Source organism: Allobosea sp. (assembly GCF_048595345.1).
Lineage (GTDB): Bacteria > Pseudomonadota > Alphaproteobacteria > Rhizobiales > Beijerinckiaceae > Allobosea.
In genome coordinates this window covers 1-14,700 of record NZ_JBMDWH010000210.1, presented here as the reverse complement: position 1 = coordinate 14,700, position 14,700 = coordinate 1, and the positions used below count along the sequence as shown (strand labels likewise).

The 14,700-nt window shown below is 68.3% G+C and carries 14 protein-coding genes and 1 pseudogene; 11 read left to right on the top strand and 4 right to left on the bottom strand.

Annotation, left to right across the window (positions count from 1 at the left end):
• From ACOJTB_RS17920 to leuC, 4 genes and pseudogenes are all read right to left on the bottom strand, one after another.
• Window positions 1–282, bottom strand: a pseudogene (locus ACOJTB_RS17920) (carbohydrate ABC transporter permease); the annotation flags it as partial.
• Between the two features lie 5 nt (window positions 283–287).
• On the bottom strand, window positions 288–1,520 hold the full coding sequence (locus tag ACOJTB_RS17915) for an extracellular solute-binding protein (protein WP_420103882.1): 1,233 nt from the start codon (window positions 1,518–1,520) through the stop codon (window positions 288–290).
• A 403-nt stretch (window positions 1,521–1,923) separates the two neighbouring features.
• The gene (gene leuD, locus ACOJTB_RS17910) at window positions 1,924–2,553 is read right to left on the bottom strand and encodes a 3-isopropylmalate dehydratase small subunit (protein ID WP_420103881.1); all 630 of its coding nucleotides are present in this window, start codon (window positions 2,551–2,553) and stop codon (window positions 1,924–1,926) included.
• Window positions 2,550–3,986: a 3-isopropylmalate dehydratase large subunit gene (gene leuC, locus ACOJTB_RS17905; RefSeq protein WP_420103880.1), complete on the bottom strand. Its 1,437-nt coding sequence runs from the start codon at window positions 3,984–3,986 to the stop codon at window positions 2,550–2,552. The genes leuD and leuC overlap by 4 nt, the downstream gene beginning before the upstream one ends.
• Window positions 3,987–4,104: 118 nt before the next feature.
• Between leuC and ACOJTB_RS17900 the strand changes: the two genes are divergently transcribed.
• The 11 genes from ACOJTB_RS17900 to ACOJTB_RS17850 form a co-directional block, all read left to right on the top strand.
• The gene (locus ACOJTB_RS17900) at window positions 4,105–4,932 is read left to right on the top strand and encodes a GntR family transcriptional regulator (protein ID WP_420103879.1); all 828 of its coding nucleotides are present in this window, start codon (window positions 4,105–4,107) and stop codon (window positions 4,930–4,932) included.
• 2 nt (window positions 4,933–4,934) lie between these two features.
• On the top strand, window positions 4,935–5,915 hold the full coding sequence (locus tag ACOJTB_RS17895; protein WP_420103878.1) for a Bug family tripartite tricarboxylate transporter substrate binding protein: 981 nt from the start codon (window positions 4,935–4,937) through the stop codon (window positions 5,913–5,915).
• 56 nt (window positions 5,916–5,971) lie between these two features.
• A complete protein-coding gene (locus ACOJTB_RS17890) occupies window positions 5,972–7,189 on the top strand; it encodes an ABC transporter substrate-binding protein (protein WP_420103877.1) in 1,218 nt (405 codons plus the stop codon).
• 143 nt (window positions 7,190–7,332) lie between these two features.
• A complete protein-coding gene (locus tag ACOJTB_RS17885) occupies window positions 7,333–8,205 on the top strand; it encodes a branched-chain amino acid ABC transporter permease (RefSeq protein ID WP_420103876.1) in 873 nt (290 codons plus the stop codon).
• On the top strand, window positions 8,202–9,164 hold the full coding sequence (locus tag ACOJTB_RS17880; protein ID WP_420103875.1) for a branched-chain amino acid ABC transporter permease: 963 nt from the start codon (window positions 8,202–8,204) through the stop codon (window positions 9,162–9,164). Before ACOJTB_RS17885 ends, ACOJTB_RS17880 begins: the two co-directional genes overlap by 4 nt.
• The gene (locus tag ACOJTB_RS17875) at window positions 9,164–9,916 is read left to right on the top strand and encodes an ABC transporter ATP-binding protein (protein WP_420103874.1); all 753 of its coding nucleotides are present in this window, start codon (window positions 9,164–9,166) and stop codon (window positions 9,914–9,916) included. Before ACOJTB_RS17880 ends, ACOJTB_RS17875 begins: the two co-directional genes overlap by 1 nt.
• Window positions 9,909–10,610, top strand: a complete 702-nt coding sequence (locus tag ACOJTB_RS17870; RefSeq protein WP_420103873.1) for an ABC transporter ATP-binding protein — start codon at window positions 9,909–9,911, stop codon at window positions 10,608–10,610. Before ACOJTB_RS17875 ends, ACOJTB_RS17870 begins: the two co-directional genes overlap by 8 nt.
• A 7-nt stretch (window positions 10,611–10,617) precedes the next feature.
• Window positions 10,618–12,027: an MmgE/PrpD family protein gene (locus ACOJTB_RS17865; protein ID WP_420103872.1), complete on the top strand. Its 1,410-nt coding sequence runs from the start codon at window positions 10,618–10,620 to the stop codon at window positions 12,025–12,027.
• A 3-nt stretch (window positions 12,028–12,030) separates the two neighbouring features.
• Window positions 12,031–12,900: an isocitrate lyase/PEP mutase family protein gene (locus ACOJTB_RS17860; RefSeq protein WP_420103871.1), complete on the top strand. Its 870-nt coding sequence runs from the start codon at window positions 12,031–12,033 to the stop codon at window positions 12,898–12,900.
• 2 nt (window positions 12,901–12,902) lie between these two features.
• Window positions 12,903–14,594: a hydantoinase B/oxoprolinase family protein gene (locus tag ACOJTB_RS17855; protein ID WP_420103884.1), complete on the top strand. Its 1,692-nt coding sequence runs from the start codon at window positions 12,903–12,905 to the stop codon at window positions 14,592–14,594.
• Window positions 14,594–14,700 (top strand): hydantoinase/oxoprolinase N-terminal domain-containing protein (locus tag ACOJTB_RS17850; protein ID WP_420103883.1); only part of this gene is annotated, 107 nt, incomplete at its 3' end. The genes ACOJTB_RS17855 and ACOJTB_RS17850, both read left to right, overlap by 1 nt.

The window sequence follows — 14,700 nt, the reverse complement described above, 5'->3', positions numbered from 1 at the left end:
CGTATAGATCAGCGTCGTCCACAGCACTGAAGCGAAATCGCCGGATGAGGCGAGGTCGTGATAGTTCCGCAGGCCGACGAAACGGGCATCCTGCGGCGCCAGCAGCGAGCTCTGCTGGAAGCTGAGGATGAACTCGCTGATCAGCGGGTAGCCTTGAAACACCGCCAGATAGAGCGCGACGGGCGCGATGAAGAGATAGGGCGTCCAGCGGCTTTCCCGGTCGCGCCCTCCGCTGTGCGGAGGGCGGCCGGCGCCGGCGGTCGCGGAGCTGGCGGTGCTCATGGGTCTCACTGCCGCTCGATGCGCTTCAGCGCCAGCGACTGGGCCTCGTCCAGCGTCTTCTGGACATCGGCATTGCCGACCAGGATCTTCAGCACCTGCTCGACGACGATCTGCTGGATCTCCAGCGTCTTGGTCTCGAAGCCGAGCACGAGCTGCGGCAGCGCATAGGGCGTCTGCGCGTCGTAGACCGCGAGCCAGGGCGCCTTTTCCAGATCGGCCTTGGGCCGCTCGACCGGGGTCGCGACGCTGGCGGCGCCGAGAATGCCCTGGAGCTCGGCCTGAGCGGCCGGCTGCAGCATCCAGTTGATGAAGACGCCGCAGGCCTCCTTGTTCTTGGTGTTGGCATTGACCGAGAGCGAGGTCAGGATCAGGCCCTGCTGGCGGTTCGGGAACGGGGAAGGCGCCGCCTTGAAGCCGAGATTGGGGTTTTGCGCGGCAAAGATGCCGGCGACGCCGCCATTGTCGATGTTCATGGCGATCTTGCCTTCCCAGAACATCCGCCGATAGGTCGCGGCATCCGCGCCCTTCGGGATCACGCCGGCATCGTAGACCTGCTTGTAGGCGGTGATCGCCTCGACGACCTTCGGGCTGTTCAGGGTGAGCTGCTTGCCGTCGGCCCAGTTGCCGCCGAAGCCGTAGACATAGTTCGTCATGTCCTGCCAGAAGCCGGAGCGCTCCGGCATCGTGGCGCGGAAGGCGTAGCCGAAATTGCCCTTGCCGGTGGCGGCCTTCGCCGCGGCCAGGAATTCCGGGAAGGTCTTCGGCGGCTCGCCGCCCTGGAGCAGGGCCGGATTGTAGATCAGCTGGTAATTGGCGAGCTCGAACACCACGCCATAGCGCTTGCCCTCGACATTGAGGAATTTGTCCGGCGCCTGGAAGGTGTATTTGCTCTTATCGACGAGATCGTCGATCGGCAGGATGCGCTTGGCCGGCAGGGCGGCGAAGAAGTCGGTCTGGTCGAAGCGCACGAGGTCGGGCCCGCCGCCGCCGCCCATCTGGGTGAAGACGGTGTTGGCGAGCTGCGAGAACGGAATCGCGACCGGCTGAACCTCGACCTTGTCCTGCGAGGCGTTGAACTTCTCGATCCAGGCCTTGAGCTTGTCGCCCCGGCCGGCCTCGGCGAAGGTCGCCGCGGCGAAGGTGATCGTGGTCTTGCCCTGCGCGAAGGCACCGGTGGCGCCGAGGGCGGCGGTGGCGCCGGCGGCGGCCAGAACCGAGCGGCGGGTGAGTGTCGTCATGGCTTCCTCCGATGGTCCGGTCGCCCGGATCGCTTTCGTTGAACGGCAGGAGACAGCGTCGCTCTCGCCATCCCCGCGCCATGGGCGCGCGGCAGCGAGACGGCGGCGCGCCGTGCCCGGTCGATGAAGTCGAGGAGATGCCAGTCGGCTGCGAGCCCGCAGCGTCAGTCAACCCTCCCGGATGCCCGCGCTTCTTTCGCCGTCAAGGCGTGGCGCGGTACGAAAAGGCACGTTAGACATTTCGTGACATTTTACAAGCGCGACCTGATGCCGTGTCGGATCGGCGGGGCGCGATCACGGCGCCTCTCGCATCGGAGAGCAGCGCGCGACGAACCATCGCCATGGCACCTCGTCGCGTCATGATCGACGGCGGGGCCTGCCCGTCAAGGTCCCCCGGAGGGTCTCAGCCTTCCGCGCGACCGCTCTGCGGACGGATCCAGGGACGTGCCGTGCCGCTCTCGGCCTTGAACCGCAGAATGTCGGCCGCGAAGGAGCGCGTCACATCGATATCGTCCCAGCCATTCAGCAATTGCTCGCGCCAGACCGGATCGACCTGGAAGGGGAGCGAGCGATTGCCCCAGGCGATGGTCCCGCTCTCGAGATCGACCGTGACGCTCTGCTCGGGCGCGGCGCCGAGAGCCGCAAGCAACTCCTCGATCGCATCCTCGTCGAACACGGCCGGCAGCAGGCCGTTCTTGACGGCATTGGAGGCGAAGATGTCGCCGAAGGTCGGGGCGAGCACGACGCGAAAGCCGTGATCGGCCAGCGCATACACCGCCGCCTCCCGCGAAGAGCCGGAGCCGAAATTGCGACGCGCCACGAGGATCTGCGCCGAGCGGCCGGGTTCGCGGTTGAGCGGGAAGTCCGGCTTCTCGGCTCCGGCCTCGTCGCGCCGCAGATCATGCAGCAGGAAACCGCCATAGCCTTCAGAGCGCGGCCTCTTCATGAAGCGGGCGGGAATGAGCTGGTCGGTGTCGACATTGGCGAGGCCGAGCGCACAGGCGGGGCCCGAGACCTGAGTCAGCGGCTTCACGCGCGGCCCTCCAGCATGGCGCGGACATCGGCGAGCCGGCCCGCGACGGCGGCTGCGGCGACCATGGCTGGCGACATCAGATGGGTGCGCGCGCCCGGCCCCTGCCGGCCGCGGAAATTGCGGTTGGTGGTGGAGGCGCAGCGCTCGCCGGCCGGCACGCTGTCGCCGTTCATGCCGACGCACATCGAGCAGCCGGATTCGACCCATTCCAGCCCCGCGGCGACGAAGATGCGGTCGAGCCCCTCCTCCTCGGCCTGCTGCTTCACCAGCGAGGAACCGGGCGAGACCAGCCCCGGCACCTTCGCCCTGCGGCCGGCGAGCACGCTCGCCGCCGCGCGCAGATCCTCGATCCGGGCATTGGTGCAGGAGCCGATGAAGACGCGATCGATCACGATTTCGACGAGCTTCTGGCCGGGCCGCAGGCCCATGTAATCCAGCGCGTCGCGGATCGTGCCGGCGCGCGCCTCGTCGGGTTCGCGGGCCGGATCCGGCACCTGTCCGTCGATTGGCAGCGCGTCCTCCGGGCTCGTTCCCCAGGTCACGACCGGGGCGATGCGCGCGGCATCCAGCGTGATCTCGCGATCGAACGCCGCATCGGCATCGCTGGGCAGGCGCCGCCAGTTATCGACCGCCTGCGCGAAGAGGTCGGCCTTGGGCGCGAAGTGCCGGCCCTCGATCCAGCGGAAGGTCGTCTCGTCCGGCGCGATCATGCCGCATCGGGCCCCGGCCTCGATCGACATGTTGCACATGGTCATGCGGCCGGCCATGGGCAGCGCGCGCACCGCCTCGCCGGCATATTCGACGGCATGGCCGCGCGCGCCGTCGGCGCCGATCGCGGCAATGATGGAGAGGATGAAATCCTTGGCGCCGACGCCGGCGATCGGTTTGCCGTCGATGGTGACGCGCATGCGCTTGGGCTTCTTCTGCCAGAGCGTCTGCGTCATCAGCACATGCGCGACCTCGGAGGCGCCGATGCCGAAGGCATAGGCTCCGAATGCGCCATGGGTGGAGGTGTGGCTGTCGCCGCAGACCATGGTCAGCCCCGGCAGGGTCAGGCCCTGTTCGGGCCCTACGACATGGACGATGCCCTGGCGCGGATCATGCAGGCCCAAAAGCTCGATCCCGTGCCGGGACGTGTTGGCGCCGAGATCGTCGATCATCCGGGCGATTTCGGGATTGGCGATGTGGTCGCGGTCGCGCGTGGGAACATAGTGATCGGCGACACCGAAGGTCAGCGCGGGCTCGGCCACCTCCCCGCCCCGCGCCTTCAGCTGGTTGAAAGCGTGGAAGGAGCCCTCATGGACGAAATGCCGGTCGATCCAGAGCAGCGCATCGCCCGAAGGGCGCTCCACGACGACGTGCTCGTCCCACAGCTTGTCGAACAGCGCACGCGGGCGGTGCCCGGATCGCCTCGTCCCCGCCAGATCTGCCATCGCCACCTCCTACCGGGAAGATAGCCGTCTGCCCGCTTGACGCAAGTCAGTTGTTCTATACGCTAGACAAATAGCTGTCCTGTCAGGCAGCCAATCCGATGCCATGGAGCGCGACCAGGTGGATCCTTCGCTCGAACCGCTGAAAGCGAGAAGGCTGGCGCTGATGCTGCGCGAGCGCATCGCCAGCGGGGAGATTCCACCGGGAGCACGGCTGGCGAGCGAGCCCGCACTGGCGCTGGAACATGGCGTCTCCCGCGTCACCGTGCGCCGGGCGCTCGACAGCCTCGCCTCCGAGGGTCTGATCGACCGGCGCGTCGGAGCCGGCACCTTCGTGCGCGAGGCCGGAGCGCCCAAGCCGATCGTCGCCGATTTCGCCAACATGCTGACCCATCTCGTCGAGATGGGCCGCCGCACCGGCGTGCGGCTGATCTCCTTCGCCTATGGCACTCCGCCGGAAGCGATCGCGCAGGCGCTCGGCCTTACAGCCGGCGAGCGCACGCAGCGTTCGGTGCGCGTGCGCCTCATCGACGGCCAGCCCTTCTCTTATCTCACCACCCATGTACCCGAGCGTATCGGCCTGACCTATTCCGAGAGCGATCTGGCCAGCGTGCCGCTGCTGACGCTGCTCGAGCGGTCCGGGGCGGCGGTCGAACGGGCCTCCCAGGCGATCAGCGCGACGCTGGCGACGCCGGATGTGGCCGAGGCGCTGGGGCTCGATATCGGCTCGCCGCTGCTGTCGCTGACCCGCGTGGTCTTCGGGCCGGATGGTCGTGGCGTGGAACATCTCCACGCGCTCTATCGACCCGACCGCTACTCTTTCCAGATGGAGCTGCATCGCGCCGGCGCCGATGGCGACAGGCGCTGGTCGCCCGTGCCCAGCCACAGCGTCCAGTCGGGCAGCGATGCGACAGCCTGGCCCAGCTCGGCCGCAGCGGGAGGCCCCTGACGATGCGAGGCCCTGAGATCGATCGCCGCCGGTTCGGCCTCTTGGGGCTGGCTGCGGGCCTCGCCGCCACCGGCGCCGTGGCCCAGGAGAGCTGGCCGAGCCGGACGGGCCGTATCGTCGTGCCCTACCCCGCCGGCGGCGCCACCGACGTCATGGGGCGCTTCGCCGCCGAGGCGCTGGCGCAGGGGTCGAACCCGCGCTTCATCGTCGAAAACCGGCCTGGCGCTTCAGGATCACTCGGCTCGGCGGAGGTCGAGCGGGCGGCTCCGGATGGGCACACGCTGCTGGTCGCGACGCCGGCAACGCATGTCACCAACCAGTTCTTGCGCGAAAAGCTGCCCTACGACCCGGACAAATTCGAGCCGGTCGTGCTTCTGTCGCGCAGCCCGCTGCTGCTGATCGCGACGCCCTCCTTCAAGGCCGCAAGCGTCGCCGAGCTCATCGAGATTGCAAAGAAGCAGCCCGGTAAGCTGAACTATGCCAGCTCGGGCGCCGGGGCGACGAGCCATCTCGCCCCCGAACTCTTCAAGGCCATGGCCGGCGTCGAGATCACGCATGTGCCCTATCGCGGGGCCGGGCCGGCGATGACAGACCTGCTCGGCGGCCAGGTCGAGATCATGTTCGACAATCTCCAGACGGCGCTGCCGCAGATCGAGAGCGGCAAGGTCAAGGTGCTGGGCACGACAAGCGCCGAGCGCCTGCCCGGCCTGCCGAACGTGCCGGCCATCGGCGAGACGGTGAAGGGATACGAGGCGCTGAGCTTCCTTGCGCTGATGGCGCCGCGCGGGACGCCGGAACCGATCGTCGAGAAGATCAACGCCCTCGTCACCGCCTCCTTCCAGACGCCGGAGGTCAAGCCGAAGCTTACCGCGCTCGGCGTGGAATTCGTGCCGATGACACCCAAGCAACTCGACGATTTCATCCATGCCGAGCGCCAGAAATGGGGCGGACTGATCCGTGAGCGCGGACTGAAGGCCGACTGAGACGACGAACGACCAGCCCGGCATCAGACCGGGTTTTCGAGACAGAGGAGAACGAGATGACCGTGAAGACCGAGATTTCTCGCCGGGCCATCCTGGCCGGCACGGCCGCAGGCACGGCGGCGCTCGCCATGCCGGGCGTGCTGCGCGCGCAGACCAGGACCGTGAAGATCGGCATCCTGCAGCCGGTCACCGGCGCGCTCGCCTATGACGGGCAACAGGGCCAGATCGGCGCCGAGGCGGCGATCAAGGCGATCAACGACGCCGGCGGCATCAAGTCGCTGGGCGGCGCCAAGCTGGAGATGGTGTTCGGCGACGCCCGCTCGACGCCGGAAGGCGGCACGGCAGAGGTCGAGCGGATGCAGGCCGAGGGCGTCGTCGGCATCGTCGGCGGCTTCGCCTCGCCGATCTGCCTCGCCGCCAGCCAGGCCGCGGCGCGCTACGACCTGCCCTATATCGTCGATGTCGGCGTGGCCGATTCGATCGTCACGCGGGGCCTCAAGAACACTTTCCGCTTCGGCCCCGGCTTCGGCATGGTCACCAAGACCGCGCTCGCCAACCTCGCCAAGCTGAACGAGGAGGCCGGCAAGCCGGCCAAGACCGTCGTGCTGGTGCATGAGGACGGGCTGTTCGGCTCCGGCCTCGCCAAGCTGATGCAGGCGGAGCTGCCCAAGCTCGGCTTCGAGATCCTCGACACAATAGCCCATCCGACCCCGGCGCGCGACATGTCGAACATCGCGCTGCAGATCCGCTCCAAGAACCCCGATCTCGTCATCCCGTCGAGCTATTACGGCGAGTTCGCCCTGCTGGCGCGCACGATGCAGCAGCAGCGCATCAGGCCGAAGGGCATCTACGCCGTGCTGAATGGCGCGGCCTCCAACTACCGCTTCGTCAAGGAGTTCAACGAGGCCGCCCAGTTCGTGATGGACTGCAACCACTGGCACGATCCGCGCAAGCCGGTGGCCGAGGCGCTGCGCAAGCAGGTCGAGGCGTCCGGCAAGTTCTGGACCTACAACATCCCGCTCAACTACTCCTGCGTCGGCCTGCTGGCGGATGCGATCGAGCGGGCGGGCTCCGCCGACAAGGCCAAGGTCACCGAGGCGCTCGCCGCCTCGACCTATGCCGGCCACATCATGCCCTATGGCCCGACCAAATTCGTCGACGGCCAGAACCAGGGCGGCGCCCCGGTCAACACCCAGGTCCAGGGCAACGACATCAAGGTGATCTTCCCGACCGACTTCGCCGACGCCAAGCCGGTCTTCCCGCGCCCGGCCTGAGCGGCGCCCACACCGTCATGGTCCGGCTCGTCCCGACCATGACGCCTTCGCTGCCCGAAGGTCTTGATCCGCGACGTGGATGCCCGGGACGAGCCCGAGCACGACGCGAGAGCCCACGGCTTCGTCACCTGACGAAAGACAGTATGTTCGCACCCGACATCATCCTCGCCGCAGTGCTGAACGGCCTGATGACCGGCTCGGTCTATGCGCTGATCGCGCTGGGGCTGACGCTGGTCTACGGCGTGCTGCACATCATCAACTTCGCCCATGGCGCGACGCTGACGGCGGCGATGTTCGCGGTCTATGTCGCTCAGACCGTGCTCGGCATCGACCCTTACGTCGCGCTGGTGCCGGTGACGGCGCTGTTCTTCGGCCTGGGCTATGTGGTGCAGCGCTTCGTCATAGGGCCGGCGAGCCATGGCGAGGACCGCAACATCCTGCTCGTCACGCTCGGCCTCTCGATCATCATCGAGAACGCGATGCTCTCGATCTTCCGCTCCGATACGCGCTCCATCGACGTGCCTTACGCCTTCGAATCGCTCGATCTGGGCTTCACCTTCCTCGCCTTGCCCCGCGTCGCCGCCTTCGGCGTGGCGCTGTTCGTCGCGCTTCTGCTAGGGCTGATGCTGACCGCGACCGATACCGGCAAGGCCATCCGCGCCGTCGCGAAGGAAAAGACCGGAGCGGCGCTCGCGGGCATCGACGTGGCGCATATCTATGCCGTCACCTTTGGCCTCGGCGCGGCCTGCGTCGCCATCGCCGCTTGCCTGCTGATGCCGACCTTCTATGTCACGCCGCGCGCCGGCAACGCCTTCGTGCTCGTCGCCTTCACCATCGTGGTGCTCGGCGGCATGGGCTCGATTCCCGGCGCCCTGCTCGGCGCCTTGTTCATCGGCGTGGTGGAGAGCCTTTGCGGCCTGTTCTTCGGCGAAAGCCTCGGCCAGATCGGCATCTTCCTGATCTTCATCCTCGTGCTTCTGGTGAAGCCGACAGGCCTCTTCGGAGCACGCGCATGATCCGCGCCTATGGCCCCGCCCTGGCGCTGATCGGCCTCGCCGCGCTCGTGCCGCTTGCCGTCCAGGCGAACACGGTGCTGAACTTCATCGTCTTTTCGCTGATCATCGCGCTGGCCGCGCAGGGCTGGAACCTGCTCGGCGGTCTCGCCGGGCAGTTCTCCTTCGGCCATGCCGCCTTCTTCGGCTCCGGCGCCTATGGCGCCGCGCTCCTTCAGGCCCGCTTAGGCATCAATGCCTGGGCGGCCTTCGGCCTCGGCATCGCACTGGCGGCGGCGGTGGGCTGGGTGATCGGCTTCCTCAGCTTTCGCTCGGGCCTGCGCGGCTCCTATTTCGCACTGGTGACGCTGGCCTTCGCGGAAGTGTTGCGCATCCTGGCCAATGCCTCGTCCTTCACCGGCGGGGCGGCTGGCACGCTGGTGAAACTCGATGTCCGTCCGGACAACTTCCAGTTCGCCAGCCGCGCCGCCTTCGTCTGGATCGCGGTGGCGCTGGTCGGCTTCGTCCTGCTGATGACCATCGCGATCCTGCGCTCGCGCTTCGGCGCCTGGCTCACCGCCGTGCGCGAGAACGAGGATGCCGCGCGCGCACTCGGCGTCGACACGCTTTCGGTCAAGCTCAAGGCGATCACGCTCTCGGCCGCGATCACGGGCGCAGCCGGAGGGCTCTACGTCCAGTATTTCCTCTATCTCGACGCCAACATCGCCTATGGGCCCTGGATCTCGGTGGAGGCGCTGATCGCACCGATCGTGGGCGGGGTCGGCACCGCCTTCGGGCCGATCCTCGGCGCTATCGCACTGCATGTCTTCGGCGAGTTCGCCAAGGCGGTCGCCGGCGGCATTCCGGGCATCGACCTCGTGCTCTACGGCCTGCTGCTGGTGGCGACCATCGCCTTTGCGCCTTCCGGCATCATGGGAGTCATCAGCCGGTTCGTGCGGCGCAGGACGGGGGAGGCACGCTGATGCTGACCGTCACCTCAGTCACCAAGCGCTTCGGCGGCCTCGTCGCGGTGGACGCCGCGAGCCTTCAGGTGGCGCCGGGCTCCATCACCGGGCTGATCGGCCCGAACGGTGCCGGCAAGACGACCCTGTTCACTCTGATCGCCGGCTTCGAAAAGCCCAGCGGCGGCACGATCCTGTTCGACGGGCAGGACGTCACCGGCCTGCCGGCCCATCGCCGGGCCGAGCGCGGCATCGCCCGCACCTTCCAGATCGTGCAGCCCTTCGCCGGGCTGTCCGTGGTCGAGAACATCGCGGTCGGCGCCTATCTGCGCCACCCCCGCCGGGCCGCGGCGCAGGCGAAGGCGCGCGCGGTGGCCGATCTCGTCGGGCTCGGCGGCCTGCTCGACCAACCTGCCGCGGCGCTGACCGTCGCCGGGCGCAAGCGGCTGGAGCTGGCGCGCGCGCTCGCGACGGAGCCCAAGCTCCTGCTGCTCGACGAGGTTCTGGCGGGCCTCAACCCCTCCGAGATCCGCGACATGCTGCCCGTCATTCGCCAGATCCGCGATCGCGGCGTCACCATCCTGATGGTCGAGCATGTGATGCAGGCCGTGATGAGCCTGTGCGAGCACATCCATGTCCTCGCCCAGGGCAGGATGATCGCGCAAGGCACGCCCGCCGAGATCGCAGCCGATCCGAAGGTCATCGAGGCCTATCTCGGACAGGGGGCGGCGAAACGTCTGCAAGCTCCGGCCACGGGAGCCGCCCATGCTTGAGGTACGTGGGCTGATCGCCGGTTATGGCGGCACCGATGTCCTGCGCGGGATCGACCTCGATGTCGCACCGGGCGAGATCGTCGCCGTGCTCGGCGCCAACGGCGTCGGCAAGACGACGCTGAACCGTGCCCTCTCCGGCCTGATCGCGCCGCGCTCCGGCACGATCCGCTTTCTCGGGCAGGCGATCGGCGGGCTGAAGCCCCCGGCCATCGTCTCGGCGGGACTGATCCATGTGCCGGAGGGGCGTCGCATCTTTCCGAATATGAGCGTGCGCGACAATCTGGTGCTCGGCAGCTACCGGCGCGGCAAGCCGGACCGGGAGGCCAATCTGGAGCGCATCTTCACGCTGTTTCCGCGGCTGCGCGAGCGCGCGGCTCAGTCGGCCGGCACGCTTTCGGGTGGCGAGCAGCAGATGCTGGCCATCGGGCGCGGACTCATGGGCGAGCCGAAGCTGATCATCCTCGACGAGCCCTCGCTCGGGCTCTCGCCGCTGCTGGTCGAGGAGATGTTCGCGCTGATCGCGGCCATCGCGGCCGGCGGGCTCGCGGTGATGTTGGTCGAGCAGAACGTGGTGCAGTCGCTGGAACTCGCGAGCCGGGCCTATGTGATGGAAAACGGCCGCATCGTCGTCGCCGGCCCGGCCGCAGAGATCGCCGCCGACCCCGCGCTCAAGCATGCCTATCTCGGATTGTGAGGGCTCGATGACCGTCCACGTCAAAGCCGAACCCGTCATGCGCCGGCCAGATACGCCGGCATGGCTCACCGAGCTCGCGCAGTTCTGCGCCGGCCTGCGCTACGAGGCTCTGCCGGAGGCGGTCGTCCCGCGCACGCTGCAGGTGATCGGCGATTGCATCGCGGCCATCGCCGCCGGCGCGCAGGAGCCGGAGACCATCGCGCTCGCGACTCGCGTGGCAACCACGGACGACGCCTCTGGCGCCGCGATCATCGGCGCGGGCCGGCGTGCCAGCCCCAGCCTCGCGGCCTTCCTCAACGGCACGGCCGGGACGATGCTGGAGCTCGACGAGGGCAACCAGTTCTGCCGCGGCCATCCCGGCATCCATGTCGTGCCGGCGGTGCTGGCGGCGGCCGCGCGGCTGAAGGCGAGCGGGCGCGACGTCGTCACCGCCATCGCGCTCGGCTACGAGATCGGCGCGCGCATCGGCATCGCCTCGAAGCTGCGCATCACCATGCACCCGCACGGCACCTGGGGTACGGTCGGCGCAGCTGTCGCCATCGCCTGGCTGGAGCGCCGGGATGCGGCGGGCATGATCGAGACGATCAACGTCGCCTCCTCGCTCGGCCTTTCGACCAGCCGCCGCACCATGCTGGAAGGCGGGACGGTGCGGAACAGCTTCGCAGGGTTCTCGAACCAGATCGGGCTGATGGTATCCGACCTCGTCGTCGCCGGCTTTACCGGCGAGGCGGACGGGCTCGGCACGGTCTACGGCACCGTCATCGCCGATGACTGGCGGCCTGAGGAGATGGTCGCGGAACTGGGCGAGCGCTGGGAGATCGCGCGCAACTACTTCAAGCGCCATGCCTGCTGCCGCTACAATCACGGTGCGCTAGATGCCCTGGCCGAGATCACCCGGCGCGAGGGCAGGCTCGACCCCGCCGCGATCGAACGGGTCGATGTCGCGACTTATATCTGGGCGGCGCAGCTCGCCGGGCAGGAGCCGCACAACATGCTGGCGGCGAAGTTCTCGCTGCCCTTCTCGATCGCCACCACGATCGTGCATGGCGGAGCGACCGTTCCCGCCTTCCGCGAGCCTGCCCGCACGGATGAAATGATCCGTGCCCTCGCCCGCCGCATCTTCGTCCGGGAGGATCCCGAAGCGACGGCGAAGCTCCCGGCGCTGAGGCCGGCCCGCGTCACGATCATGCTGACGGATGGCCGCGTCTTCGAAGCGCAGGCGCTGACCAATCGCGGGGACACCGAGGATCCTTACACGCCAGCGGAAGTCCGCCAGAAATTCTTCGACCTCGCCGTTCCCGTCTGGGGCCAGTCCCGGGCGGAGGCGATCATCGCGGCCGTCGATGCCCTCCCGCAGGCGCACGACACCACCGCGCTCGACGATCTGCTGGCCGCCCCGCCAGCCATCAGGACCTGATTGATGACAGCCTCGCTGAAGGCCCGCTTTGGCCAGCCCCGGATCGTCCTCGCGCCCGGCGTCTACGATGCTCTGACGGCCTCGCTCGCCACCGATGCCGGCTTCGAGGCGCTGTATGTTTCCGGCGCCTCCATCGCCTATACGCGGCTGGGCCGGCCCGATATCGGGCTGGTCTCGATGGCGGAGGTCGCCGAGACGGTGACGATGATCCGCGACCGGGTCGCCACGCCGCTGATCGTCGATGCCGATACCGGCTACGGCAATGCGCTCAACATGCAGCGCACCATGCGGCTCTTCGAGAGGGCCGGCGCCAACGCCCTTCAGATCGAGGACCAGAGCTTTCCCAAGCGCTGCGGCCATCTGGCCGACAAGGGCGTGATCCCGGGCGCCGAGATGGTCGGCAAGATCAAGGCGGCGGTCGATGCCCGCGCCAGCGAGGAGACGCTGGTGATCGCGCGGACCGACGCCATCGCTGTGGAGGGCTTCGACAGGGCGATGGAGCGGGCGCGGGCGTATGCGGAGGCGGGCGCAGACATGCTGTTCGTCGAGGCGCCGGGCTCGGCCGAGGAACTGGGCCGGGTCGTGGCGGAGCTGAAGGGCACGCTGCCGCTGATGGCCAATATGGTCGAGGGCGGGCGCACGCCGGTCTCATCGGCTTCGGCGCTCGAGGAGATCGGGTTCTCGCTGGTGATATTTCCAGGCGGAATCGTGCGCGCTCTCGCGCGGGCGGCCCAGGATTTCTACGGCAGCCTCAAGGCGAGCGGCACCACCGCGCCCTTCCGCGACCGGATGTTCGATTTCGACCAGCTCAACGCCGTGATCGGCACGCCGCAGATGATTGCGGCGGGCAAGGCCTATGAGGGCAAATCGTGACCGTGACCCAGACACTCGACCCCGTCACGCTCGCGGTGCTCAAGGGCCGGCTGGAGCAGATCGCCAACGAGATGGACGCGACCCTCTATCGCTCTGCCTTCAACCCGATCATCGCCGAGGCGCATGACGCCTGCCACGGCCTCTACCACGCGACCACCGGCGACACGCTGGTGCAGGGCACCTCGGGCCTGCCGATCTTCGTCGGCGCCATGGCCTTCGCTGTGCGCGCGGTCATCGCCCGCGTCGAAGCCGGCGCGGCCAACGAGCCCGGCGACACCTGGCTCTTCAACGACCCCTATGAGGGCGGCACCCATCTCAACGACATGCGCCTGGTGCGGCCGATCTTCCGGGACGGGACGCTGTTCTGCTGGCTGGCCTCGGTCGGCCACTGGCTTGATGTCGGCGGCAACGTCCCCGGGAACTTCAACGCCAAGGCGACCGAGAGCTTCCAGGAGGGCTTCCGCATCCCACCGGTGAAGCTGGTGCGCAAGGGCGAGTTCCAGCCGGACATCGTCGAGATCCTCAACGCCAATTCGCGCCTGCCGCAATCGAACTGGGGCGATCTCAACGGCCAGCTCAACGCGCTCGATCTCGGCGAGCAGCGGCTCTCGGCCTTGCTCGACGATTACGGCGCCGACACCGTCAATGCCGCGCTCGACGCCTTCAGCGCCCGCGCCGAAGCGCTGATGCGGGCCGAGATCGCCGCCCTGCCGGATGGGCGCTATTCCTTCGACGACTTCCTCGACAATGACGGCATCAGCGACGAGCCGCTGCGCATCGCGCTGGATCTCACCGTCGCGGGCGATGCGATGACGCTCGATTTCTCGCGCTCCGCTCCGCCCTGCCGCGGGCCGCTCAACATCGCCACTTCGACCGCGGTCGCCTGCTGCTATGTCGCGCTGAAGCACATCTTCCCGCATGTGCCGGCCAATGCCGGCGTGCTGAAGCCGATCACCTTCGTGATCCCGGAGATGACGCTGCTGGGCGTCAAGCCGCCCAAGCCCGTCGGCGGCTACACCGAGACGATCCTGCGCGTCATCGACACGGTCTTCGGCGTCTTCGCGCAGATCGCCCCCAAGCGGGCCAACGGCTCGCCTTATGCGACGATCAACGCGCTCTCGCTCGCGGGCCATCGCGACGACGGCTCGCGCTTCGTGATGTTCTCGTTCTTCGGCGGCGGCCTCGGCGGCAATCCGGAAGGCGACGGCCTCAACCACGGCAACAACCCGATCTCGACCGCGACCATCCCGCCGGCCGAGATCCTGGAAGCGGCCTATCCCGTGATGTTCACGCAATGGGCGCTGCGGCCGGACTCGGGCGGAGCCGGCCGGCATCGCGGCGGCTGCGGCGCGATCTACGAGATCGAGGCGCTGGCTGAGAGCGGCGCCGACGTCTTCCTGCTGGGTGAGCGCGGCAAGTTCCCGCCCTTCGGCGTCGCCGGCGGCGGCGCAGCCGCCATGAACCGCTTCGTCTACGAGACGGATGACGGGCCGAAATCGCCGCCGCTCGTGACCAAGATCACCGACATCCACATCGCCAAGGGCCAGCGCGTGCGCCTCGAAAGCCCCGGCGGCGGCGGCTACGGCGCTCCGGCCGAGCGCGATCGCGAGGCCGTGCGGCGGGACGTCGCCAATGGCTATATCAGCGCCGAGGCGGCGCGCGAGACCTACGGGCTGGACATCGAGATCGGCTGATGACGACTTCCCCTGCCAAAGCCGTCGTCGGCGTCGATGTCGGCGGCACCTTCACCGATCTGTTCTGGTTCGACGAGGCGGCCAAGCGCTTCCGCACCGCCAAGGT